Origin of the sequence: Methanosarcina soligelidi (genome assembly GCF_000744315.1) — an archaeon.
Classification (GTDB): domain Archaea; phylum Halobacteriota; class Methanosarcinia; order Methanosarcinales; family Methanosarcinaceae; genus Methanosarcina; species Methanosarcina mazei.
In genome coordinates this window covers 3316612-3342322 of sequence record NZ_JQLR01000001.1, presented here as the reverse complement: position 1 = coordinate 3342322, position 25711 = coordinate 3316612, and the positions used below count along the sequence as shown (strand labels likewise).

The 25711-nt window shown below is 42.3% G+C and carries 15 protein-coding genes and 2 pseudogenes; 9 read left to right on the top strand and 8 right to left on the bottom strand.

Features of this window, described 5'->3' with window-relative positions; genetic code table 11:
• Nucleotides 1-128: 128 nt before the first annotated feature.
• Entirely contained in the window at nt 129-3116 is a 2988-nt protein-coding gene (uvrA, locus tag M886_RS14330; protein WP_048051379.1) for an excinuclease ABC subunit UvrA, read from the bottom strand.
• A gap of 1065 nt (nt 3117-4181) precedes the next feature.
• On the bottom strand, nt 4182-4505 hold the full coding sequence (locus M886_RS14325; protein ID WP_011035181.1) for a DsrE family protein: 324 nt from the start codon (nt 4503-4505) through the stop codon (nt 4182-4184).
• Nucleotides 4506-4660: 155 nt separating this feature from the next.
• On the opposite strand from M886_RS14325, the gene M886_RS14320 reads away from it, so the two are divergent.
• Both M886_RS14320 and M886_RS19230 read left to right on the top strand, forming a co-directional pair.
• Nucleotides 4661-5533 carry an epoxyqueuosine reductase gene (locus M886_RS14320; RefSeq protein WP_235203977.1) on the top strand — a complete coding sequence of 291 codons (873 nt, stop codon included), beginning with the start codon at nt 4661-4663 and terminating at the stop codon, nt 5531-5533.
• Between the two features lie 289 nt (nt 5534-5822).
• Complete coding sequence (locus M886_RS19230; RefSeq protein ID WP_235203976.1) at nt 5823-6839, top strand: restriction endonuclease; 1017 nt, start codon at nt 5823-5825, stop codon at nt 6837-6839.
• Nucleotides 6840-6930: 91 nt separating this feature from the next.
• Here the strand turns inward: M886_RS19230 and M886_RS14310 are convergent, their stop codons facing one another.
• Complete coding sequence (locus M886_RS14310) at nt 6931-9579, bottom strand: PAS domain S-box protein (protein WP_048051378.1); 2649 nt, start codon at nt 9577-9579, stop codon at nt 6931-6933.
• Between the two features lie 630 nt (nt 9580-10209).
• Between M886_RS14310 and M886_RS14305 the strand changes: the two genes are divergently transcribed.
• Nucleotides 10210-10401: a hypothetical protein gene (locus M886_RS14305; protein WP_048051377.1), complete on the top strand. Its 192-nt coding sequence runs from the start codon at nt 10210-10212 to the stop codon at nt 10399-10401.
• 128 nt (nt 10402-10529) lie between these two features.
• On the opposite strand, the gene M886_RS18065 is transcribed toward M886_RS14305, so the two are convergent.
• From M886_RS18065 to M886_RS14295, 5 genes and pseudogenes are all read right to left on the bottom strand, one after another.
• Complete coding sequence (locus M886_RS18065; RefSeq protein ID WP_084685100.1) at nt 10530-10691, bottom strand: rubredoxin; 162 nt, start codon at nt 10689-10691, stop codon at nt 10530-10532.
• Between the two features lie 45 nt (nt 10692-10736).
• The gene (locus M886_RS19400) at nt 10737-10943 is read right to left on the bottom strand and encodes a hypothetical protein (protein WP_268745864.1); all 207 of its coding nucleotides are present in this window, start codon (nt 10941-10943) and stop codon (nt 10737-10739) included.
• 115 nt (nt 10944-11058) lie between these two features.
• Nucleotides 11059-11367, bottom strand: a pseudogene (locus M886_RS19395) (glutamate dehydrogenase); the annotation flags it as partial.
• The gene (locus M886_RS19220) at nt 11288-11914 is read right to left on the bottom strand and encodes a Glu/Leu/Phe/Val family dehydrogenase (protein ID WP_235204035.1); all 627 of its coding nucleotides are present in this window, start codon (nt 11912-11914) and stop codon (nt 11288-11290) included. The pseudogene M886_RS19395 and the gene M886_RS19220, both read right to left, overlap by 80 nt.
• 210 nt (nt 11915-12124) lie before the next feature.
• The gene (locus M886_RS14295; protein ID WP_048051376.1) at nt 12125-13396 is read right to left on the bottom strand and encodes a geranylgeranyl reductase family protein; all 1272 of its coding nucleotides are present in this window, start codon (nt 13394-13396) and stop codon (nt 12125-12127) included.
• Between the two features lie 425 nt (nt 13397-13821).
• On the opposite strand from M886_RS14295, the gene M886_RS14290 reads away from it, so the two are divergent.
• From M886_RS14290 to M886_RS14260, 6 genes and pseudogenes are all read left to right on the top strand, one after another.
• The gene (locus tag M886_RS14290) at nt 13822-16038 is read left to right on the top strand and encodes a phosphoadenosine phosphosulfate reductase domain-containing protein (protein ID WP_048051375.1); all 2217 of its coding nucleotides are present in this window, start codon (nt 13822-13824) and stop codon (nt 16036-16038) included.
• Between the two features lie 738 nt (nt 16039-16776).
• Complete coding sequence (locus tag M886_RS14285) at nt 16777-17355, top strand: hypothetical protein (RefSeq protein ID WP_048051374.1); 579 nt, start codon at nt 16777-16779, stop codon at nt 17353-17355.
• Between the two features lie 341 nt (nt 17356-17696).
• A pseudogene (locus M886_RS14275) lies at nt 17697-19154 on the top strand (IS66-like element ISMma15 family transposase).
• 422 nt (nt 19155-19576) lie between these two features.
• Complete coding sequence (locus M886_RS14270; protein WP_048051373.1) at nt 19577-20677, top strand: AI-2E family transporter; 1101 nt, start codon at nt 19577-19579, stop codon at nt 20675-20677.
• 271 nt (nt 20678-20948) lie between these two features.
• Nucleotides 20949-22856 (top strand): threonine--tRNA ligase, encoded by a 1908-nt coding sequence (locus M886_RS14265; protein ID WP_048051372.1) that lies wholly within the window; start codon nt 20949-20951, stop codon nt 22854-22856.
• A 540-nt stretch (nt 22857-23396) separates the two neighbouring features.
• Nucleotides 23397-25580, top strand: coding sequence for a DEAD/DEAH box helicase (locus tag M886_RS14260; protein WP_048051371.1), 2184 nt, complete (start codon nt 23397-23399; stop codon nt 25578-25580).
• The last annotated feature ends 131 nt before the right edge of the window (nt 25581-25711 follow it).

Genomic DNA, 25711 nt, shown 5'->3' with positions numbered 1-25711 from the left:
TACTATTTTCAAGAAGAATATTATTTTCGAGAAAAATACTATTTCCAAGAAAAATACTATTTTCAAGAAGAATACTATTTTTCAGGAAAAATATTATTTTTCAGGAAAATTTTCCAGAGTACTGCCTCTCAAACTTTTTGAAGAATCTTTTCTTCAAATGTATCGTCTGTTCTGTCAAATTCCTCTGGCTCTTCGTCGAGGTTTTCATCCGATTCTTCCTCTAATTCCTCGAAATCGGTTCCGAAATCTTCCTCTTCTTCAAAAACAGCCTCTACAGGCTGTGATCCCGGTTCCAAATAAAGGTTTGCGTTTGCCAGAATTCTGGGAGCAAGGAATCTCCCTGTATAGCTCTCCTGAACCATGGCAACCTCCTCAGGTGTACCTGCTGCAATAATTTCCCCACCTGCGTGTCCTCCTTCGGGACCAAGGTCGATTATATGGTCTGCGGATTTGATAACATCCAGGTTGTGTTCGATTACAACAACGGTGTTTCCTTTTGCAACAAGCCCGTTAAGGACTGAAATTAACTTTTTAACGTCATGGAAATGCAGGCCTGTCGTGGGCTCGTCAAGGAGGTATATCGTCTTTCCGGTACACTTTTTGGAGAGTTCCCTTGTGAGTTTGATCCTCTGGGCTTCCCCTCCGGAAAGGGTTGTGGAACTCTGCCCGAGCTTGATATATCCAAGGCCTACACGTACGAGAGTATTGAGCTTGCCGTTAATCGCTGGCACATTTTCAAAATGCTCTGCTGCTTCTTCCACAGTCATGTCCAGAACTTCGGCAATTGACTTGCCCCTGTATTTTACTTCAAGGGTTTCCCTGTTATAGCGCGTTCCCTTGCACTCTTCACATTCGATGTAAACATCAGGCAGGAAATTCATCTCGATTTTAATCAGCCCTTCTCCCTGGCAGGCTTCACAGCGCCCTCCTTTTACGTTGAAAGAGAAACGCCCGTTTTTGTATCCCCGGATTTTTGCTTCCTTAGTTTCGGCAAAAGCCTGCCTGACAGCATCAAAGACCTTGGTATAGGTGGCAGGGTTTGAGCGTGGAGTCCTGCCTATGGGGCTCTGGTCGATAACAATTACCTTATCAATCTCGGAATCAAAGATAAGCTCGTCATATTCCCCGGGAGTTACGCTTGATTTGTTGATCTTTTTCGTGAGGGCTTTGTAAAGGGTATCGTAAATAAGGGTGGATTTTCCTGAACCTGAAACCCCTGTGACCACAGTAAGGAGCCCTATGGGGATATTTGCATCCACATCTTTCAGGTTATTCTCCCTGCAGCCTTTCAGACGGATAAAGGAATCGCTCTGTCGGCGAATAGCAGGAGGCTTTATCTGCTTTTCTCCGGACAGGTATTTGCCTGTCAGAGATTCCGGATTTTTCTCAATTTCCGAAGGCGTTCCTTCGGCTACCACATACCCTCCATGTATCCCCGCTCCGGGACCAATATCAAGCACATAATCCGCAGCCCGGATAGTATCTTCATCGTGCTCCACCACAATGAGAGTATTCCCGAGATCTCTAAGAGTCTGAAGGGTCTCAATAAGCCGTTCATTATCTCTCTGGTGCAGCCCTATAGAAGGCTCGTCAAGAACGTAGAGCACGCCCATAAGGTTTGAGCCTAACTGGGTTGCCAGCCTGATCCTCTGGGCTTCTCCGCCTGAGAGTGAGCCTGCACTTCGGGAAAGGGTGAGATAACTGAGCCCTACGTGTTCAAGGAAACCCAGGCGGGAACGAATTTCCTTAAGCACCTGCTTTGCGATTTCCTGTTCTTTTTGTGGGAGTTTCAGGTCTTCAAAAAACCGGACTGATTGGGAAATGGACAGGTCTGTAATATCCACTATTGACTTGTCCGCGATTTTGACTGCAAGAACCTTTTCTTTCAGGCGCTTGCCCTCACATTTAGGACAGGGGTGGACCTGCATGAATTTCTCAAGTTCTTTTCTCCGGTACTCGGACTTGGTCTGGCTGTAAAGCCTTTCGGACTGAGGAAGAAGACCTTCCCATGTGCCTTTATGGGACCACTGTGCATCCCCATTTTTCATGCTCATGCTAAACTGGATGCGTTCATCCGAGCCGTAGATAAGAGCGTTATACTGCTTTTCGGAAAGAGCTTCGATAGGAGTAAATACATCAAAGCCAAAATGTTTTGCAACAGCAGCAAGATGCTGGCTCCGGTAGCCGTCAAGATAGTTCCTGTAAACAGCAACTGCTCCGTCAGCAATGCACAGGCTTTTATCCGGAATTATGAGGTCAGGGTCAAGTTCCATCTTAAACCCGAGCCCATTGCAGGCTTCGCAAGCCCCGAAAGGACTGTTGAAAGAAAACATCCTGGGCTGGAGTTCCTCAAAAGCCATCCCGCAGACAGGACATGCCATGTTAGAAGAGTAAAGATGGTCTTTTCCTTCCGAATCCACAGCAATCAGGAGTCCGGCGGCTTTTTGAAGTGCATTTTCACAGGCTTCGACAAGCCTTGACCGGTCTTCGGAAGGGTCCAGCCTGTCGATTACAGCTTCAATATCGTGTTTTTTGTACCTGTCAAGGGAGATTTCGTCATCTGTCCTGTGGATCTCCCCGTTCACCCTTACCCTGGTGAACCCTTCGCTGTTGAGGTCCCTGAAAAGCTGCTGGTAAGTTCCTTTTTTCTGACGGACTAGGGGTGCGAGGATTGTAACCATTCCCTCACATTCCCTGCTGAGGCTGTCAGCAATCCTTTCCGGAGACCGGGACTCGATTTTTATGCCGTGAACAGGACAGTAGGGAGTCCCAACCCTTGCAAAAAGCAGCCTGAGGTAGTCATAAATTTCTGTTACAGTCCCCACCGTACTCCTGGGATTTTTAGAGGTGGTTTTCTGTTCTATGGAAATTGCCGGAGACAGCCCTTCAATGCTGTCCACATCCGGCTTGTTCATAAGCCCGAGGAACTGCCGCGCATAAGCAGAGAGCGACTCAACATAGCGCCGTTGACCTTCGGCATAAATAGTGTCAAAGGCGAGGGTTGATTTTCCCGACCCTGACACACCGGTAATTACAATTAACCTGTCCCGCGGAAGCTCCACGGTAATGTCTTTCAGGTTGTGTTCCCGTGCCCCTTTGATTATGATATTTTTCATTTTCCTTCTCTCGGGTTTTTTCTTCGTAATTGGGATAAAGCTGGAGTTTAAAAAGTTTGGGTTAAGTTCCTGAAATCAGGCAAAACATCTGAAACCGGATACGTGTTTAAAGAAAGCTGTTCCGTGCAGGATGGCACATTTAACCAGATGATAATTTAACCGGATGATGATTTAACCGGATGATAATTGAAAGAACTGAATGGATTAATGGATTAATTCTGTGATTGATCCTGTTTGCCATTTTTATGTAATTTATTATGTCTGTTTTTCTCACCAGCAGGCATTGAATTTCCTGTAATCAATTGCCCGGATATCCCGAATATTCAACACGCATAACAACACGCAGACTTTTTATTAATAAAGTTATATAGCAGGGTGAAAGTATTAAACAACACTTTATCGGAAAAACATGTTAGAAACGGGTCACATGCTGTCGAATCTCTAACCATTTTATCTCTCTCTTTTTAACCCTGTTTCCTGAATACTTTCATTATCTAGAATACATTCATTATCTGGAAAACATTCAAGATTCTGTGCTCAGAATATATATGTAACTTTTATTTTCAACCACAGCCCACTCTGACAGCCTTCGTTATTTTAATACTCAGCCTTTTCAAGCAGTTAAGGTTCCCTCTGAAGCCCGGAAAAACATTTTAAAAAAGAGGATTCTGAGGTAATGCCCTGTGAAACTGCAATCAAAAACTGATATTATCTGGATTATACAGCGATACGTACATCATGGTTATGATATAAATAATTATCCAATTAATTATATTTTAGTACCGAGATATAATCAAAAAATTTGCCCAGAAACTTAATTACGACCCTCATCGAGCAGGAAAAAATGACTCAGTAAAGCGAGAGAGTTGATTAGCACAGGTTTCCTTTTACCCCGTAAACCGGATTTAAATTTGTATAATATCGGAAACTTGCCAGCCTGTCCGGCGCCCCTCAAAAAAAGTAGAAATATGAAATGAAATTCCTGACTGGGCATCTATGAGGGATTTAATCATAGAGGAACAGCATAATATGCCATGAAATTACGCCTTCGATTCCGGAATCAGCTTAACCAAATGTCAAAATTCTGTTAGATTCTTCAACTATATGGAGAAGATCACGCATGGTGGAGATCGGACAAACCTCGCTTCCCACCATTTGCCTTGCTTTAAGGCAGGTTCCACACGCGAAGATTTTGCCACTGTTCCCCATAAAAAGCTTTATTTGTTCCTGAACATTGAACTTCTCATCCCTGATATTCTCTGACTCCACTCCTCTTCCCAGAAGGAAGATTTTCACTTCATGGTCATTAAGCAATGAAGTCGTGCCGAATCTAAATGCATTCCACACTGTTTCAGGTTCGCTGGTGTTTATTATTATTCCAATTATCATATTATTTTCTTTAACTTTTCACTTATATGAGACTTTGTCATTACTTATTGCTTAAACGTAATAGCGATTTTTTCTATTCTTTCCTTTCTTTCGTCTGCAAGTGTTTCTCCTTTGTCGAGTGGAACAATCCCCATCCCGAATATAGATGGATGGAAATGTTCAAATTGTGGGAAAATTATCTCCCTGTAGGGATAAGGAATCATAAAGAAGGGATATCCACGACTGAAGATCTGAAAAAAGCTCTCCTGCAGAAATGCGAAAGTATGGACATACCCATGGTTAGGGTTGCCAGTGTTGAGAGATGGAAAAATCCTCCGTTTTTGCCGTGGATGCCTGAAGAATTCTATCCTCAGTCCATATATCCTGAAGCAAAATCAGTAATAGTTATCGGACTGCCGATCCCTCTTCCGGTACTGGAGACGTCCCCCTCAATATATTACCGCGAACTGTATAATACCGTAAATTCCCTGCTGGACCAGTACACATATCGGCTTGCCAATTTCCTGACCTCCAAAGGATACCCATCCGTTTTCGTGCCCAGAGACGGATATGGGGGCATTCAGGTACTTCTCGAAAATCCCATTGCATTCTTTTCTCACAGGCACGCCGCTCTCCTTGCCGGGCTGGGAAACTTTGGGGTAAACAACACGATACTTACACCGGAGTACGGTCCCAGGGTCCGTTTCGGTTCAATCCTGTCCACAGCCAAGCTTCCTTCAGACCCAATGCTGGAAACTCAGCTCTGCACTCGCTGTATGCGCTGTGTAAAAATGTGTCCGTCGAACGCTCTTAAAAAGGAAGATTACCCTGACGCACTGACAGATAAGAAAGCATGTTCCTCATACAGTGCTGAACTTAACAAACGTTACATTTCACCCTGCGGAATATGTATCAAGGTCTGCCCGATAGGAAAAGATCGAGAGCTGTATAATAGGGACAACGACGCGATATACATAGATGAGGACCTATTTCCCGAGCATCATAAAGCCTGGAAGCATGTCAGGTCTTATGGCGGGAAAAAGCTGTAGTTACCTGACAATAAAACAGCAAATGAAGATATACTTGATGGGAATAAGATATACTTGATGGGAATAAGATATACTTGATGGGAATAAGATATACTTGATGGGAATAAGATATACTTGATGGGAATACTGGACGGCTGAGGTATCCTATTCATTCTACGATCAAGTTTTTTTTCAGGAAAGAAAGAGCATTAGTATTTCTGTCGAATATTCGCTAGCTTGCTGCTGGAATGGAAAACTTTTTAATATACTCTCTATTTTTATATTTACTTTTTATACAGAGGGCTGAAAAATGAAAAATCCATCGTCCATTGCAGAGGTTGATACTTTAACTACTCCATCAGAGATAAGAGCAGTACCAATTTCATTAGAAGATAATACTCCAGCAGATTACCCGGTATCCAGTATTCCTGTAGTCCAGCAAAAACCAAAATTTTCAAATATTTTCTCAAAAATAGCTTATTTTATATTTGGATCAATATTTATATTTCTTGGATTTGGCTTTTTATTAGAAGAATTATTTTTATTGAGTATAATTAGTTTTTTTATTGCGATCCTTATTTTTAAATTAGAAGTTAGCCGACTAATAGCTCCGACAAAACCAAAATTATTACACCTTATTCTGTATATAACTTATCTTGCTATAGCATCTATTAGTTTAATCTCTGGTTTATTAATAATAGTAAGCTCACCGATAGTGAGTATATTATTCCTTTTGATAACAGTTGCATTTTTAAATTTTGCTTTTCTATGGAAGCCTGAAAAACAAATGATTCGTCCAAAAGAGACCAAGAAGAATCTTCTGGTCGCTTTTCTGGTCGCTTTTCTGGTCGCTGGAAAGGTACTTGTGGTCTCTTTTCTGATCGTAGGAAAGAAGTTTTTGAAAGTTTTAAAAAAATGGTCAGAACAAAAAAAATTAAGAAAAAACAGATTGAGAGATATAAATGTAATATTAGCCAGTATAGATGGAATGGAAGGATATGAATTTGAAGGTTTTCTAAAGTCTGTTTTTGAAAGATTGGGATATTCGGTAATTCATACTCCTTTATCTGGAGACCAGGGAGCAGACCTTATTTTATCAGGAAATAAAGGAAGGATCGCTGTTCAGGCTAAACGTTATTCAAGTAAAGTTTCGAATAAAGCAGTACAGGAAGTTGTAGCGTCTAAAGCTTTATACAAATGTACCGAAGGTTTAGTAGTTACAAATAACTATTTTACAAACTCTGCCATTGAATTAGCTGAAGCTAATGGTATAGGTTTAATTGACAGAGAAAAACTCAAAAAAATGATTATAAAATCCTATAGTTAAATAATGCAGTTAAATAATAGTTAATATATTAAATAATAGTTAATATATGGTGACGGACAGCATCAGAAATATGTCACCATTCAGTTTTTCCTCAGAATCCCTTGTCCTCGAACCTTATAGTGAACCTGGTTTGATCTCCTTTTTCAATCTCAACCGTTCCATCGAGCTGTTCTACCAGGGCATTTACAAGCTGCAAACCAAGGGTATCGGGATTATAAAAATCGATATTTTCCGGGAAGCAACCCCCGCTGTCCGAGTAAACAAGTTTAAACCCTGTCTGAATTCCCGGCCCTGCTGTGCCAATACAGCTGCTGGATTCGATAAAAGATCCTGATATTTCAGGCAGCCTGCAAAGAGAGATACTGATCTCGCCGTCGGCACCTCTGGAAAACGCATATTTCAGCGAGTTTGAAAAGAGCTCGTTAATAATAATCCCTAGAGGGACTGCAGTATCTATTCCAAGGAATGTGTGGTCCACATCAAGGAAAAGATGGACTTTCTCATTTCCGATCCTGTAGGAATAAAGGAGTTCGGAAGTCAATTTCTTCAAATAGGCTGCAAAATCTATGCTTGTGGTATCCTCGGATTTGTGAAGCTCTTCATGAATAATGGACATGGAAGCAACACGGTTTTCACTTTCCCTGAACGCTTCAATTACATCCCTGTCTTTAAACTTATCAGCCTGAAGGCTCAGCAGGGACGAAACTATTTGAAGGTTATTTTTAATCCTGTGGTGGATTTCCCTCATGCCTATTGCTTCGGCTTTTGCAAGGGTTTCCTCAGCTTTTTTCTTCGGAGTAATATCATAAGCATATCCCTGTATAAACTCTGTTTCACCGTTCTCATTGCAGATATTATGGATTAACTCATGGACCCATCTCACAGTTCCATCTTTTCTCCTGAACCTGTAGTCATACTCCATAATAGAATTGGGGACAGAACTCATTTTATTCCTGCAATTATCGAGCAATGAAAAATCTTCCGGATCAAGAAGATTAAAAAAATTTATCCTGCCGGATATGAGGTCTTTCTCTGTGTACCCGGTTATTTCCTCGACTGCCCCTTCCATAAATAGAGGGGTAAAATTCCTGTCCAGTTTAAATGCTATCCCTTTAAAGTTCTGTAAAAATGACCGGTACATCTCTTCGCTTTCCTTCAGTTTTTGCGAGGAAAGTTTGAGTTCTGTAATATCCTTCATTACCCCGAGGGCTTTGCATACGAGCCCTTCTTCGTCCTTCAGATAGACACCTTTGTTCTCCACGGAAAAATAGCTTCCATCTTTCCGACGGAACCTGAATTCTTCATTGAATTTTTCTCCTGTGTTCCAGCACTTTTTAAATTCCTGCTGCACTCTTCTGCGCTCATCAGGGTGAATGTGCTCAAGCCAGTCATAATAACTGAAATTCTGCATTTCATTATAGGTGTAGCCCGTAAGTTCCTTAACAGCGCCTGCCCATTCTCCATAGCCGTTTCTCAGGTCAAATTCGTATATCAGCTGACCTGTCTGCTCGGCAGCCAGCCTGTATCTCTCTTCACTTTTTAACAGGCTACCTTCTGTACGTTTTTGCCCGGTTATATCAAGCATTACCCCTACAAGACCTTCCATATCCCCATTAAGATTTCGGTATGCAGCTTTGTTAATAAGAAACTGCCTGAGCAACCCATCAGAGCACATTATTCTGGATTCATAAATCAGGCTTCCCCCTCTCTGAAGCAACTGCCTGTCCGTTCTTTTGTAAACATTTCCCAGTTCCTGCGGAATTTTCTCGAGAAACTCATCTATAGAGCATCCTGCTACTTTCTCCTTTGGTATCCCCAGGATCATTTTTGCAAAGAGGTCGTTGCATCCGCGATAGATCCCTTCCCTGTCTTTGTAAAACACAGGGGCAGGGATCGTATCCACAAGGGTTTCAAGGAAAAGAACCTTATCCAGAAGTGTGCTCTCCACCTTATTCCTTTCAAAGGCTAATGAAAGCATGGATGCAATGCCTTTCAAAAAACAGGCATCCTCTTTTGTAAATTTCTCTTTTCTGGTGCTGTGGACTGCAAGGACTCCATACGGTTTTTCGAGGCTTCCTACAAGGACACTGATTCCGTGAGTAATTTCCGAATACCCATAAAGTCCCATTCTTTCGATTGAACCTTTTTTGTCCAGGTCCTCTATATTAATAGGTTTTTTTGAAAGAACAGTATATCCTGCTACCGAAGACTCTTCCCTTTTAATAACCTTGCCTGTATCTTCCGGCTTCCATCCGACCCCTGCTTCAACCAGAAAGTTTCCATCATTTAAAAGTTTCAGAATTTTGCAGTATTTTGCATCAAGCGTGGAAATAATTAAATTAAAGGATTCGTCCAGCAATGTCTGAAGGTCTGTGCATATAAGTGACAGCTCCGCAACCCTGGTAAAAGCTTCATAATATCTGTCTATCAAAGATAGTTTTCTTTCCATTTTTTTAGATGAATTTATGTCTGATGTATGGAGAACAGTGTATTTACCGTCAGCAGAAGGGACAAAAGTAGCCAGATAAGTTTTTTCGCCTGCTTTAAGTTCCAGGCATTCTGACTTTCTTCTGAAAGCTGCTTTTCGTACAATTTTATGGATATTTAAAGGGACTTTCCCGCCAGGGATGCTCCCCCATTCTTCAATCAATGGCTTCCCTGCCTCATTAGAATAGGTAATTACCCCTTCTTTTTCGATCTTCAGGACAGGGGTGGGGCTGTTTAAAAGAAATTCTTCCATCCACTCAATTCCTGCTTCACTTTTTTTTATGTCAACGTTTATATTACCACCCCTGCCACCAAGTGCTGTTCCTTTTGCTTTCGACTTATTCCCCGGGATCTGGATTGTCTGTCCAGAGCTTCATGTTTTCCTAAATAGTTTCCACGAAATCCTATTCGGTAGTCACATGTATGATAAGATTATTGACATATTAATATTTTGGATATAAATTTAAAAGAAATTAAATAAGACTGAGCAGCAGGCGGGTAAGAAATACTTACAGCTCTGAATAAATATGAATCTATAAAAACAGGACATTAGAAGTATTAATCGAAAACGCTATTAATGTAAGGTATCAATCAAAGCCCTAGTATTGAAAAACATCAATTGAAAACACTATTACTGAAAAACATCAATCAAAATCATTGTTACCGTAAAACATCAATTGAAAACACTATTACTGAAAAGCATAATTAAAAACACTACGACTGAAAAACATCAATCAAAAACATCAGTACTGACATGCATCTGAAAACCTGTATCTGAAATAAATTCGGATGTACTTATCGATATGTTATATAATGTGATTTATAACAGGACTTATAATATTACTTCGATTTCTATAAGTGAGTTTTAAGTGAGGTGTTTTTTATGGAAGAGTTTAACCAGCTCAAAAGGAAACTTGATGAAATGAGTGTTCCGGAACTTTATGAGTATGTAAAGAAAAAATACCCTGAAAATGATGAACTCTCACTCGGGTCAAAAAAGTTAATAATCAGAAAAGTCCTTAACTTTGAAAGAAACCGTCTTAATGAACTGGAAGATGCTGGTTGCAAGGGTTAATAATTCTTAGCCCCTTTATCTGGGCGTCAGGTATCTTTAAAACTTAAACTTAAACTTAAACTTAAACTTAAACTTAAACTTAAACTTAAACTTAAACTTAAACTTAAACTTAAACTTAAACTTAAAACTTACACTTTTTCAAACATTTCCCTGGAAACTCCGCACCTCGGGCATTTCCAGGATTTAGGAAGCTCTTCAAACCCCGTATCAGGAGCTATGGACTGTGAAGAATCTCCCAGGCCAGGGTTGTAAAGATATCCACAATTGCTACATCTGTACGCTCGAATCACCGTCCTTTTTCGCTGCTTTACCCATTAATACCTGTATTTATACCTTTATTCATTGCTTTCCGAACTTTTCTTTATCCCTTTTTCCTTTTCAGGTCTGTTATTACAGGACTCAGATCCATCCCCTGAGCTGCATGGCTCGACAACCCTTCCAACAGCTAGTGTATAGGCAGCCTGCCGCATGCCGGCATTGTTTTTTTCGGCAAAGTAGAAAACCGAATGATACGCTTCTTTCATCTTTTTTTCTAGGCGCATTTCTACTTCCTTTTCGTCCCACTGTATGCTGGACTCGTTCTGGACCATTTTCAAAATAAGAAACAATGGCCCCTCCCCCGTTGCAAAGAATATCAGGGATTATGTGGACCCCGTTCGAAATGAGTAACTCTTCTGCTTCCCGGGTCGTGGGCCCATTGGCCATTTCGGCGAGAATTTTCGGTCTTACCTTTTCCGCATTTTCTATGCTTATTAAGTCCTCAAGGGCAGCCGGGATAAGGATATCCACATCAAGTTCCAGAAGCTCCTTATTGCTGAGATTTTCCGCTTCCGGATAGCCCAGCACGGAACCTGTGGAATGCTTATACCCGGAAACATCCTCAGGGTCAAGCCCTTTTCCGGAGTAAATAGCTCCTTTGCTGTCGCTTACAGCCACAACTCTGCAGCCGAAGAGTTTCTTTGCAAGGTAAGCAGCGTGGTATCCGACGTTTCCGAACCCCTGGGACAGCAACTTTTGCATCTTCAAGCTCTATCCCCAGTTTTTTTGCAGCTTCCCTTACCGCATACAGGCCGCCTTTAGCCGTTGCATCAAACCTGCCAGCAGAACCTCCCAGACTTGTGGGTTTGCCTGTAATTGCGCCGAAGACATTTTTTCCTGCGAGTTTCGAGTACTCGTCCATCATCCATGCCATAATTTGCGGGTTTGTATACATATCTGGAGCAGGTATATCCCTATCAGGGCCTATAATCTGGTAAACTCCGCGGATATATGCCCTGCTAAGGCGCTCCAGCTCCCGGTGTGAAAGCTCTTTTGGGGAACAGACAACTCCTCCCTTTGCTCCTCCCAGAGGCAGCCTGTGTAGGGCACATTTCCAGGTCATCAGGGCTGCAAGGGCGCGTATAGTCTCCATTGTTTCATGCGGATGAAAACGTATCCCTCCTTTGGCAGGTCCCAGGGCTTCGTTATACTGGACTCTGAAACCCTTGAAAACCTTTATGGAACCATCATCCATATGAATGGGCAGGGAGACGTAGAGTTCTCTCATGGGCATTTTCAGGAACGCTTCCATATCAGGAGTGAGCCTGAGCCCTGCAGAACATGTGCAAAGGTGCATTTTTACATCATCAAGAAGTTTAGAACCTGAACCCACATTTACCCCTGTAATATAAGGGATTCCCGGGATTTATAGCCCTTACAGTAAAAATCAGGACTCCGGATCAGTTTAAAAGAGCGTTTTTATAAATGTCCCGAAGGCTTTCATGAGCCTCAAGGAATTTCCCGAAAACATCAGCTTTCTCATGAGGATCGAGGGATGGTCCATATCTCCGTATTCCGTGATCGTGTTCAGGATTGACGGGGTATTCAAAGAGCCTATGAGTTCATTCAACTGTTTGTCTTCCAGCTTTCCCATATAATCATGGATTTTCATGCCTATTTCGAGTTCTTTTGCAAGCCCCTTTCTCCAGAGCCTGTCGTATTCCGAAAGCCTGTTTGCAGAGGTATCATTTTCAAGGGCTGCTTCTGCTGCGACTCTTCCTGCGATTTTTGCTGCAAAAGCCCCGGTGTAAACTCCTCCCCCGGATGTGGGTTTAGCCTGCCCTGCGGCATCGCCTGCAAGAAGGACTCCCCCCGTATATGTTTTATCCTGAGGACCTACAGGGATCCCGCCAACCACAAAGTCGAGCATGCCTCCGGAGTATCTTGCTTTTATGTGGGGGTTGGAGCGCAATAATTTTTCAAGATAATAAAGGGGGGAATTCTCACCATATCCGTTCCTGAAAGCGAGCTCGGGGTCTATTGCAAGCCCTATACGCGAGATTTTTTCATCAAGGGGAACTGTCCAGGCAAAAAAACCCGGAGCTGAAGAGCCTGGGAACAGTTCGACAAAATCACTGTCTTCCGAGGCATATGGAGCTTCTACCTGGATTCCCGGAAGCACACGAGCAGGTCTTCCAAGCCCGGCATAACTGGCTATGCGGCTTTTTACTCCGTCTGCCCCAATGACCACAGAAGCAGATACGGTTCCAGGCTTGCCGTTTTTGACTATCCGGAGTTTTACGGGAGAGCCCGTTTCTTTTTTACCACTTTCTCCTGTTGTCCCTGTACCAGTCTCAGAGTTTTCTTTTTCGAACCCTACAGCCCTTGTTTTTAGGGAGAGCTCAACGCCTTCTTCCACAGCCATTACTGCAAGGGCGCGGTCAAAATTTTTTCGGGAAACAACATATGCCCTTGTATGCTTTCCATCAACAGGCAGGCACTGACCTTCAGGAGCGTAAACAAAAGCCCCACGCACGGAATTGAATACAAATTCGTCCGAGGGCTTGAGGTCACACTCTTCAACAGCTCTGGTGCTCAGGAGCCCTGTACATCCCACAGGTGATCCTATTGAAGCGTGCTCTTCGAGAAGAAGGACTTTTGCCCCGTTCATTGCCGCATAGCGGGCAGCAGTAGAGCCCACAGGACCGGCTCCCACCACAATAACATCATATTTCATACCTTATCACATTCGTTTAAAAAGCCGCTTTTGACTAACAGAAGAGTTTCGCTGAAAGCCTTAATCCATTTTAGAAGGCTCTGGTGATTACAGGAAATTTAATATACTTATGCTTCATATAAAGCATTTAATATAACAGTTTAAATATAAGTTTTCAGATATATATTACGGCAGATCATTTTGTATAATATTCCATGCAGTTTATAATACTTCATGTACTCCATTAATTATTCCATTAATAATTCATATAGTTCAGTAGAAATCAAAGACAGTACATTTTTAAAATATTTACAGATTTTCTTCTATTAAATATTGCTTTCTCTCAAAATATTGATATATTGATAAACTCATCCTTGCAGAAAACTGAACGATAAGATACTTAACCGTTTCTTCGAACTACCTTTGAACTACCGGTCAGGGCTTCCATGCATCAGAAAAAAGAAAAAAACCAGACTTCCGGCTCACAAAAACAAAAAAGAAATAATCCGGGCAAAAACAGCCCGAAAAAAAACAGTCAGGACAGAAACAGCCCGCACACCCGTGAAAAAGGGGCAGGAAACAGGCCACGGGATTTAAGGGATTTTAAAGAGAAACCCTCCGAAAAAAAGAATTCAGGCTCTCAAAAATGGCATGATACGGATGTTTCAAAGAAAAAATCCTCTCCGCGCTTCGAATATGAAGACGATTACATATTCTGGTGCAGGAAATGCAACCTGCCCCTCATAGGGGAAGAATGTGGCATCTGCGGCAGTAAAGGTGAGATACTTCATCTTTCCCAGCCTGCCGATGTAAGGTTCTGCTCCCCTTATGAACATGAAGTCCTGGCAGGGCAGCTGATTTCATCATTTGGCTGCAACCCTATTAAAGGCAGGCTTGTGCTTCTGAATAAAATCCCTGGAGAAGACAAAACAGATGAGGTCATTGTGGATGGTTTCATTTTCGGAGTTCTCAGTTTCGAACTATCCAGAATGGATTACCGGTTTGAGCCTTCTCTCCATGGAGCAAAAATCCTCCTCAAATATGCAGAGGGCAAAAAAGTCAAAATTAGAAAAACAAACCGACATATCAATGGAAAAAACATCCCTATTGAGCTTATTGACTCTTTTGCTGGTGATATAAAAGCAGGGGATTTTGTCCTTGTGACCGCGGGCAGCCTTAGCGGTTACGGGGTTTCTTACATTAGTGGAGCTGAATTTTCAGCCCTGAAGGGCTTTTCAGAGCCCGCTCAATCCGAAAGCGAAGCAAAAATTCTCAGAGTCAGAAAGGTTGACAGCAGTGAGGTTTCCCTGCACCCCGAAAACCCGGATTTAGGGACATGCATAGAAGCTAACAGAAAACATTTGCAGGCTCTGGGGAAAAATGCCATCAACACCATCCGCGGGATTGTTTCAAGGAATGAGTACAGGGATTTACCGGTCTATGTGTCTTTCAGCGGGGGAAAAGACAGCCTCGTTGTGCTTGACCTTGCAAAGGCTGCCCTCAAACAGAGAGAGTTTAAGGCTTTTTTCCTGAATACAGGGATAGAATTTCCGGAAACTGTGGATTTCGCCCGGACTTTCTGCAGGGAGATGAAAGTCCCGCTTGAAGAAATGAACTCGGGATCTGCTTTCTGGGAGCAGGTAGATAAATTCGGGCCTCCTGCAAAGGACTTCCGCTGGTGCTGCAAGGTCTGCAAACTGGCTTCGGCAGGAGACCTGGAAACAGAAAAAGGAAACTGCTCCCTTCAGGAAAAGAAAACTTCAAATGCGGTAGCTTACCTGACAGTAGACGGAAAACGGAAACACGAATCTTTCTCAAGGGCGAGGATTGCAGCAAGTGAGACAAATCCCTTCGTCCCTGCACAGCTAAATATTTTCCCCATCCGGGACTGGCGTGCACTTGAAGTCTGGCTTTACATCCACTGGAGGGGGCTCTCATATAATCCGCTCTATGACCTGGGCTTTGAAAGGGTCGGTTGCTGGCTCTGCCCATCTGCCCTTGCTGCCGAATATGCCAGGGTGGAAGAACTGCACCCTGAAATGCATGCCAGATGGAACGCTTTTCTGCTTGAGTGGGCGAAAACACGCGGGCTTTCAAAAGAGTTCATAGAACATGGTTTCTGGCGCTGGAAAGAATTGCCTCCGAAAATGCTCAGGCTGGCAGAAGAGCTCGGGATCTCTGTCCTTGCGAAAGAAAAAGCCGAAGGCTTTGAAATCGAAGTCGTTTCAGGGATCTCTCCCTGCAAAGCCGGAGGTTTTTCCGTAGAAGCAGGGGTTAAAGGCATAAAGGAAAAAGAAGTCGCAGATTTCATTAACGTTCTCGGGAAGACTGTTTATGCGGAAGAGCTGGGCATGGTACTGGTAAAAACCGGAACCGGGACTGTGAAGTTTTTCTCTAATGGAAACCTGATTGTAAGCTCGGAAACGAAAGAAAAGGCTGTCCAGCTTTTTAAGGAAACTGCAAAACAGCTAGTGAGGCTTTCCCGCTGCACTGGCTGCGGAATCTGTGAAAAAGCCTGCCCTGTCGGGGCGGTTTCTATAAAAGAAGGGAAGCCACTTGTAAGTGAAGCCTGCATAAGGTGCGGAAAGTGCATGGAATCCTGTGTGGTAACCAGGTATTTCGACAAAATTGTTCCCGACCTTGATGAAAAGCTAAAGGTTTGAATTGAAACACATGAGAACTGAAAGTTCTGGCGGTTCGGACAACCGGGAGATATTATTGTTGGATGGTGGCGTAAAATCTATTATACTGAATGATCGGCGTAAAACCTCTCATTTTTCAATACAATTTTTCTACTTTACTTTTTCTGGAGGTAGCTAACGCAGATTTATTCGAAGAATTCTTTTTTCATCCGTTTGACTGCTATTCTTTTTGGCATTTGACGAACTGATTTCCATTTTCCGCCTGGTTTTTTCTTATTTTCAAATTATTTAATTGAGTCTTCTGACATTTTTACAATTTCATCAAGCTTGAATTTCTGCGCGACTACTAAAATATTTTCTAAATTCATTTCTGGATTTCCTCGATGACGATATTTTTAGTTTGTTGATACTAAAAGATACAGAATTTGTTATAGTCTTGGCGTTTCTGCGCCAGCTTCCCTTAGACTTTTATAAGCTATCAGCCCTTTTTACGAAGTCTCCAGTCTCTATCTCACTGTGAAGTTCTCCAAAGGATGCTCCAACAACTTATGGGCTTGTACAGTAACAATTCGATTGATTAAATTATCTCAGGCAAACGACCTGAAACAAATGGATTCTATGCAACTGGATTCTATGCAACTAAGGTTTAAAAGAAATATTTAAAAGTTGCAGGCGTGTATTGAATATGAATATTTTCTAAATGAAAAATAAAGGACAAGATTACTCATGCGACAACTGAATTCGCTTTATATTCTCACCTTGATCCTGCTTCTTGCAGCTCCAGATATCGCAGCTGCTTCATTTATATCAGAAGCTGCTGAAATTCCGTACCAGATAAATAATTCGGACCGCATAATAATCGGCACGGTAACAGAAATTGATTCTCATTACAATTACTCGATTATTACAGTTAAAGTTGAGGAATGGCTTTACAATCCTCTGCCCACTGAAGTAATAAAAATAAGAACCGAAGTCGGTACAAATGTTTCGACCGAAACTGAAGCCGATTTTAATCTGAAAGAATCGTCACTCTTGATGCTAAAGGATGAAAATCTCGACGAACTGCTTTTCCGTGTCGCCATTGGTGACCCAGGAAAACATCCTGTTTCAGATAGAGATGCAGTAATCGAGGAGTTGAAAACTCAAGGTAAGTGGGAGGAAGAAAATCAAACAGTGGATAAAACAAAAGATACTGAAATATCAGGTAACAGAGAAGGAGCTGGTGAGCAGGAAGAAGGATCCAACACTACTAAGGAATCAAAAACTACTCCATTTGTAAGTCCGGTTTGGGCGTTTGCAGGGATATTGGGTGCAATAACATATGCGAGGAGGAAGTAAATGCAAGGAGGAAGTAAATGCAAGGAGGAAGTAAATGCAAAGAGGAAGTAAATTTTTTTCTTTTCTTTGGAAATCTATAGAACAAGAATCGATGAATATTTTTGAAAATTATCCTAAATCCAAATATTCTATAATGGAACAAACAGTTTTTGGATACAGATAAAAAACGCACATGAAATTCTTCGAATAACAGGCCCAAAAAATGAAAGTATCTGGAAGTACTTTCATGCAAAATAAATAAATAAATGTAACTATTCAGGTAGAGCCTTTGAAAGGCTACAATTTTTCCTCTTTTCGAGGAAAAATTGCATATAAATTGAATCCTATTTCCTTTCGTTATTATGCTTACACGTGAAGAGATTCTTATCATTTATGACGCTGGTCCTGAAGCTGTAATTTCTGTAATCCAGAGGCTTGAGACTATCATAGAAGAACAATCTATTCGTATTGCTGAACTCGAAGAACGTGTAAAGGTATTAGAATCTCGTTTAAACCAAAACAGTCGTAACAGCAGTCGCCCTCCTTCTACTGATTTTTTTATCAAGGAGAAACCTAACCCCAAGAGTCTCCGTAAAAAGAGTGGCAAAAAACCTGGAGGTCAAGATGGTCATCCAGGAACAACTCTTGAAATGGTTGATCATCCTGAGTAGGTAATAGAACATTCTTTGAGTTGCTGCAAAGAATGTGGCCATACTCTTGAGAATGTTGAAGTTGAAGCCTATGAGAAAAGACAGGTCTTTGATATTCCTCCTGTAAATCTGATTGTTACAGAACACAAAAGTCAGATAAAGACCTGCCCTTACTGTGGAAAAATAAATAAAGCTGTTTTTCCTGAATCAGTTAAATATCCAGTTCAGTATGGTCCAAATATTTTAGCTTCAGCTATTTACTGTAAAAATCACCATTTTATCCCCTATGAAAGAATTTCCGAATTTTTTGAGGACATAATGGGAATAAAAATCTGTCCTGCTACGATAATTAGAGCAGAAAAAGAATGTTTCCAGAATTTAGAGTGTTTTGAAAACATTATTCGAGAGAAATTAATGATTTCTCATGTTGTCCATTTTGATGAAACTGGTATGAAGATCGAAGGAAAACGACACTGGCTTCATGTAGCTTCTAATGAGAAATACACCTGTTATTTACCTCACTCAAAAAGAGGAGCAGAAGCAATAGACGCTATGGGTATTCTTCCGGAGTTTAAGGGAGTAGCAGTTCACGACGGATGGAAACCTTACAACGTTTATGACTGTGATCATGCTCTCTGTAATGCTCATTTACAGAGAGAACTTACTGGAATTGAAGAGAACTATAAACAGCAGTGGGCTAAAGAAATGAATGAATTGCTCACTGAGATGAAAAAGTATACCGACGAATGCAAGGATCAAGTCAAAGAACTGGATTTTGAGCAAATTAAAGCATTGGAAGAAAGGTTCGATGCTATCATAATTAAAGGAATTGAAGAAAATCCACAATCTCTAAATCCTGAAAAGAAAGGAAAACGTGGAAAAAATCCAAAAACAAAAGCAAGGAATCTGCTAGATAGGTTTATAGAACACAAAGAAAATATTCTGAGATTCCTGACAGATTTGAAAGTTCCGTTTGAGAATAATCAAGCAGAAAGAGATATCAGGATGATGAAATTACAGCAGAAAATATCAGGAACTTTCAGAACTATACAAGGAGCGGAAGCTTTCTGCAGAATTAGAGCTTACATCTCTACAATTAGAAAGAACGGATTACCTGTTTTGGAGGGTATTATAGCGGCGCTCAAGAGAGCGCCGTTAACTATACCCTGAATAGTTACAAATAAATAAATAAATAAATAGTTAAATAGATGAATAAAAATTCTGGCTGTCCTGAAAAGGTCTGAATTCATAGTTATTAAACATTTCTGTGATATTTTTAAATAGTTTCTAATTATATTTCCATATTGTAACTGTTATCTTGCCCTGCCCTTTAAGACAGGACACCCTGGATACTTCCCGGTAATGCCTGATATTCTCTGCCGATTACAGGGCCTGAATCCGGAATAACTGGCTAAGCTTCTAGACAATGACCCGTTGTCCTGTTTGAATTTAACTTTGAGCTTAATAACACTTTATTCAGCTTTGTTCAGTCAAACTCAAGTCACCGTTTACTGTCATCAATTTAACTCTGAAATAATTTATTATATTTCATATTAAATTACTATCATCCACTCATATAATGGAACCGAAGAATGAGATTTAACTACCCACCTGACGGAGTCAGCCAGATTATTGCCAGCCGATGGAAAATAGGAGCAACTATTGCATTAGCTGTGCTTCTGTTCTTTGCTTTACTTATTCTGCTACCCCTGGCAGATGGAATAGTGCTGGGACTGGTCTTTGCTTATATTGCCAGGCCTATCCAGGTGAAGTTTGGTAAGTATAGAAAAATAGGAGCTCTGGTCGCAAGCCTCTGTATTTTCGTCCCTATAATATTCATTATAGGGGCAGGAATTGTTGAGATCCTTAACCAGTTCTCCTGGTTTATTGAAAACCAGGCTTCAGTTATGAATGGAATTCTGGAGTTCATACATTCACTTCAAATCCCGGATGCTTATGTCGAAAGGTTAAATAATGCAATCTGGAACCTTTTTACGTCTCTTCTCCCTGCTTTCGGCAGCATAGGACTGATCGCATATGCCCAGAGCATAGGACTTTTCGTAATTAACTTCTTAATTTCGATATTCTTCTGTTATTTCCTGCTCGCCGATGGGGACAGGCTTTACTGTGCTTTTCTCGGCGTAATTCCCGGAGACTATCAACCTGTTGTAAACCGTTATGCTGCTCATCTGGACCTTATCCTGAAAGGGGTTTTTATAGGAAATGCCTATTCCGCCCTGATAGTCAGCGTGACTTCGGTTTTCGTCTTTTACGCTTTCGGATTTACCCATGTGCTTGCCCTTGCAACCCTGATTTTCATAGCCTCGGTTATCCCTCTTTTTGCCGGATACATGGTGCTTGTGCCCCTGGCTATAGTGCGTTATTTTGACCAGGGAGTTGAAAGTGCATCACTTTTCTTTATTGTTTCTTCCCTTGTAATCTATGGTCCTCCTGAGCTTATTCTCAGGCCCTACCTGACCAGCCTGAAATCAAAGATCCATCCGATGCTGCTTATGCTCGCCTTCCTTGGAGGGGCATTCGTGGGAGGGATTGCAGGTTTTTTTGCAGCCCCAATCCTTCTGGGAGCGCTCGTTGCAGCTTACAGGGTCTATCAGGAGCAAATCCACCCGGAAATGGTTGCCCGGGCTGACCCTGACCTATGGAATCCAGCAGAATCATGCAGGACTGATTGAAAAATAGTCATCAATGAAACGAAAGGGATTGTTTTATATCATTGCAGGATGTTAGGACTGTCATATATTCTTCTTTGCTTCCTTTAATCAGGATCTACTGACAGGTACAGACCTCAAACAGCCTTAAAATCAGGTCATAATGTTAAACCCCGGTACTGGGTTACAGTACGGTGTATAATACTGGGTTATTAATACTGTTTGATTCTCTGTTTGACCAGAAACCGAGGTTAATTCGGAATCCATATTCGGCTTAGAAAACACAGGTGATAGAATGCAGTTATTGCTCATTCACTCTGATTATATTGAATACGAAACCAAAAAACAAACTCCAGTTGCTGAAAAAATTGAAGAGTCTCTAAAGTCGGGAAGGCTTGAGGAAGCCCTCACCGCTTTTACGGCTGTGGAAAGTGTAGATGAAGCCAATCCAGAAGAAGCTATAGAAAAGGCTGTCTCTGAAATTGAAAAAGTTGCAGCCCAGGTCAAAACAAACCGCATAATGCTTTATCCTTACGCCCACCTGAGTTCTGACCTTTCCTCTCCGAAAGTTGCAGTTCAGGTTTTAAAAGGTATGGAAACAGCTCTCTCGGCTAAATACGAGGTAAAAAGAGCTCCTTTCGGATGGTACAAAGCTTTTACCGTAAGCTGCAAAGGACATCCTCTCTCCGAACTTTCCAGAAGCATCCGCCCCGAGGGGACAGCAAAACCATCGTGTAAAGTTATGGCAGTCGAGGAAAAAGAAGAAGTCGTTTCCGAAGCCCTGAAAGCTGAAGGCACTGCAAGGTCTTACTGGCGCATCCTGACTCCGGATGGAGAACTTCACGAAGTCGAAAACTTTGATCTGACACCCTACCCCAAACTTCAGCAGTTTGTGAATTACGAAATTTCCAAGAGCAGGGCAGTTGAGCGTGCCCCTCCTCATGTTGAACTCATGCGCAGGCTCGAGCTTGCAGACTATGAACCCGGGTCAGACTCAGGGAACATGCGCTATTATCCCAAAGGAAGGCTTGTCAAGTCCCTCATTGAAAACTACGTGCTTGATGTCGCAACCGAATTCGGGGCAATGGAAGTTGAAACCCCCCTGATGTACGACATGAACCACCCGACCCTCAAGAAATATCTTGACAGGTTCCCGGCAAGGCAGTACTCGATCGAGTCTGACAAGAGACATATGTTCCTGCGCTTTGCAGCCTGTTTCGGGCAGTTCCTTATGAACCACGACATGACGATCTCCTACAAGAACCTGCCTCTCAGGATGATCGAAATGACCCGCTACAGCTTCAGAAAAGAACAGCGCGGAGAACTCGTGGGCTTGAGGAGACTCAGGGCTTTTACAATGCCTGATATGCACACTCTCTGTGAGGACATGGACCAGGCTGTAAACCAGTTCAAGGAACAGTATGACCTCTGCATCAGCGTGCTTGAAAACGTGGGGATCCATATTAACGATTATGAAGTTGCCATCCGCTTCACCAGGGACTTTTACGAGGCAAACAAAGACCTTGTGGTCAACATGGCAAAAACCGTTAACAAGCCTGTGCTTGTGGAGATGTGGGACACCAGGTTCTTCTACTTCGTGCTCAAATTCGAGTTTAACTTCGTGGACGCCCTTGCCAAGGCGAGCGCACTTTCTACTGTCCAGATTGATGTGGAAAATGCCGAAAGGTACGATATCTCCTATGTCAATGCTGACGGCAAGCTGGAAAGGCCGACCGTACTCCACTGCTCCCCAAGCGGCGCAATCGAGCGCTGCATTTATGCCCTCCTTGAAAAAGCTGCAATGGAAACCGAAGAGGGAAAGGTCCCGATGCTGCCTGTCTGGCTTTCTCCAACTCAGGTAAGGATTGTGCCGATTTCCGAGAAGCACATTGCCTTTGCCGAAGATGTTGCAAAGAAACTGGACTTCAGGGTCGATGTTGATGACCGCGACCTGTCCATAGGAAAGAAGATCAGGGAAGCCGGCAGGGAATGGGTGCCTTATGTTGTGGTAATAGGAGATAAGGAAATGGAAGAAGGCACTATTAACGTAACCATCCGTGAGGAGTCCGAACAGGAAAAGCCGAAGAAAGTGCAGATGACTCCGGAAGAGCTCAATGCCCGCATAAAAGAAGAGACTTCCGGCAAACCTTACAGGAAACTGCCGCTTGCAAAATACCTTTCCGCAAGGCCAAAGTTCCTCTAAAGAATTGAGTTAAGGTTTTCCTTCCTTTCAGGGAGTATGGAAAATTCAAAGGGCGCCCTCTTTAATGGGCTTTCCTTTAACTTTTCCTTTAAATCTTTAAAGCATTTACTTTCAAAACAGTTATATTTTTATGGTTACGTTATATATTTATGGTTACTATGGTTTACAGGCATAATTCCAGAACTATATATAATAATAACTCTTATACCGCCGTAATTCTTATATTGCCGTAGTTATTTATTATTGAAAAGGGATTCCTTTTAATTCAAAGAACTTCGGACATACTCTTTTCGGTTTCAGAACGAATTTCTATTTCAGGACGAAAGGGGACGGTCCGGATTTAGTCCAGATTTCTTGACTGAAGATTTTTATTTGTTATTTTGCAGTGAGGGGAATTAATTCTCAGAATCTTTCCAGTTGCATGCACTGTTTCCTGTGCATGGAGCATGCAGTTTTCCGGAAAACTCTTTGAAAGGTAGCTTTCTGGTTTTAGAAAATATTCAAAATCTCAAAAGTTAAAATTATAAGGACCGCGTACTGATGACAATTTCAAATGAAGCCGCAGCCGGCATGGAAACAGTCGAGCTAGAGCCCTTGAGGGAAGATAAGAAAAGGATCTTTAAGGATATTCTGGGGTATTTCGAAACCCATCAGAGAGGCTATATCAAAGTTCCAACGGGTTGGGGCAAGACTTTTCTTGCAAAACACATAATGAGAAAATACTACGAGGACGGAAAGATTGTACTTTTCCTGATTTCTAAAAACAATCCTCTCCTGAGCCAGACTTATTACGACAGGAAAAGAGAGAAGCCTCTTTTTCCCAGTAGTGCGCTCCTCTCCTCCGAACATAAAATCTCAAGAAAAGAGATTGCAGAAGCTCTAAAAAAATCCGCAAAGGAGAAAGAGGGGTTTGTGCTCTTTGCTTCTTTGCAGACACTGCTCGGGAAACAGGCGTCTGAAATAAAAGAATTGCTTCTCGAATACGCCGACCTTGCAATAGTGGACGAGATCCACAATTTCATCAACAACAGAGGAAATAGTTTTCTCAACGAGCTGGGAGAACGGACCAGAATCATGGGGATGACTGCAACTCCTTTCCAGGGTGTTGTAGGAAATGTCAAGTTCGTGGACGAGATTGCCGGGGACATGAGGGAGGTTTATACAAAGACCCTGCCCGAATGTATCCTTGATAATGAGCTTGCACCTCTAAAGTATACCATTGCAGAAAGCTCGGAAGATATCTTTGAGATATTCGATTTTGAAAAAGGGCTGGACGAGCTTGATAAACAGGATCTTTTCCTTGACTGCAGTACGGCTGACAAATTAAAAAAGGTAATTAAAAGGACACAGCTTGCAAAAGATGTCTACGACTCGATGATAAAACAGAAGAACTCAAAGACCCTTATTTTCTGTGCCCCTGTCCGAAAGAAGGTCTACGGTGCCGGAGCTGAAGGGGAAGAAATAAATGCTTTTCACGCAAAAATTACCGCTTCGGTCTTTAACGAAGAAATCCCGGTCCAGAAGCTTGAAAAGGACCCTGACCCTGTTTTACCTCTTGATTTTGATAATTATACCCCTGAAGGGGAATTTAAAAACACAGCTTTTATAACATCGGAACTGCCAAAGGATGAACAGAATTCCCTTTTAGCAGCTTTCAGGGATGCTGAAAAGCCCCCCTACATTTTATGTACGGTGGGAATGCTGATTGAAGGTTTTGATTTTCCGGCTCTTGAATCCCTTATCCTGCTGCGACCCACTCTTAGCATGAGGCTCTTTGAGCAGCAGGTAGGAAGGGTCACGAGGCTTTCTCCGGTTTCCGGAAAGAATAAGGGCAACATCTTTGAGATATCGGACAGCATAGACTCACTCTATCAGCGTTTCGGAGAAGGGGTTTTTAATGGGGAAAAAGTTGACCAGGTCCAGATGCTCCAGCCTGAAATCCGCCTCGAAGAACTTTTCTCTGAAGGAGACGCAGCCCGGGCAATTGAGGAAGGAAAAATAGAGATCAATAAGGTTGACTTCAGTGCTCCTGCAAAGGGAAAAGGAAAAGGTGCCCGGATACAGGAAATGCCTGTAAGGCTCCCTCCGACCGCCATAAGGTCAAAGTATTTTTCGCGCCTGCTTGCCCTTACCGAAGAAAAGGACATTGGAGCCTTTGAGCGCGAAAAGCGGGAACTCATGAGGGCTGCCCTCCGGTTCAGAGTAAGGGAACTTATGGACGCAGAAGAGCTTTCCGGACTTTCAGCCAGAATAAATAAGCTTAAACGTGAAGCCTACGAAGACCGCAGGCTGGGAGATCTTTCCAGGCAGCATAAGCCCAAGGTTTTCGGGGAAGTCGAATGGCTCCTGAAACTTCAGGCTTTGAATTCCCTCAAATATAACGGCAGAAGAATCTCTGCTCCCGAGAAAAACAAAATCCTGAGGACCCTGGGATTTGAGCCCGACATGAGGAAAATAGACAGCTACAGGTTGAAATGCCTTAAACTCGGTTCTGCCCAGAAGACCATCCCTGACCTTGTCAAAGTACTCGGTTTCGTGAGCCGCCTCTCATCTTCAGAAACCTACCAGTTCCTTGATAAAAAGAAAAAAGAACAGTGGAAGCGAGAGTTTCTGCCTGCGGTTTACTGGGGGTTCTGCTTTATCGAGGACTCTCCGGAACTGAAAGAGCTTTTCGAGTCCACGGAATGGGACAGGCGGGTCAAGAATATTATCAGGCAAAAGTAATCTGGCGCTTCCGGTTCAGTCATGGTTTTGGATTAATTTTTTAGGACCAATCGATTGATATTAATTTGAATACCCGGGGCTGGAAGTTTTAGTTTTTCTTCTGGCCTTTGAGGACTGAAATTGGCGTGCCA

What these genes read in the sequence shown, in the direction of transcription:
- M886_RS19230 (WP_235203976.1), top strand. Translation starts at nt 5,823, where the DNA reads ATGAAAAATCCATCGTCCATTGCAGAGGTTGATACTTTAACTACTCCA.
- M886_RS14310 (WP_048051378.1), bottom strand. Translation starts at nt 9,579, where the DNA reads ATGGAAGAATTTCTTTTAAACAGCCCCACCCCTGTCCTGAAGATCGAA.
- M886_RS14270 (WP_048051373.1), top strand. Translation starts at nt 19,577, where the DNA reads ATGAGATTTAACTACCCACCTGACGGAGTCAGCCAGATTATTGCCAGC.
- M886_RS14325 (WP_011035181.1), bottom strand. Translation starts at nt 4,505, where the DNA reads ATGATAATTGGAATAATAATAAACACCAGCGAACCTGAAACAGTGTGG.
- uvrA (WP_048051379.1), bottom strand. Translation starts at nt 3,116, where the DNA reads ATGAAAAATATCATAATCAAAGGGGCACGGGAACACAACCTGAAAGAC.
- M886_RS14265 (WP_048051372.1), top strand. Translation starts at nt 20,949, where the DNA reads ATGCAGTTATTGCTCATTCACTCTGATTATATTGAATACGAAACCAAA.
- M886_RS14260 (WP_048051371.1), top strand. Translation starts at nt 23,397, where the DNA reads ATGACAATTTCAAATGAAGCCGCAGCCGGCATGGAAACAGTCGAGCTA.
- M886_RS14290 (WP_048051375.1), top strand. Translation starts at nt 13,822, where the DNA reads ATGCATCAGAAAAAAGAAAAAAACCAGACTTCCGGCTCACAAAAACAA.
- M886_RS19220 (WP_235204035.1), bottom strand. Translation starts at nt 11,914, where the DNA reads ATGGATGATGGTTCCATAAAGGTTTTCAAGGGTTTCAGAGTCCAGTAT.
- M886_RS19400 (WP_268745864.1), bottom strand. Translation starts at nt 10,943, where the DNA reads ATGCGCCTAGAAAAAAAGATGAAAGAAGCGTATCATTCGGTTTTCTAC.
- M886_RS14320 (WP_235203977.1), top strand. Translation starts at nt 4,661, where the DNA reads ATGTTCAAATTGTGGGAAAATTATCTCCCTGTAGGGATAAGGAATCAT.
- M886_RS14305 (WP_048051377.1), top strand. Translation starts at nt 10,210, where the DNA reads ATGGAAGAGTTTAACCAGCTCAAAAGGAAACTTGATGAAATGAGTGTT.
- M886_RS14295 (WP_048051376.1), bottom strand. Translation starts at nt 13,396, where the DNA reads ATGAAATATGATGTTATTGTGGTGGGAGCCGGTCCTGTGGGCTCTACT.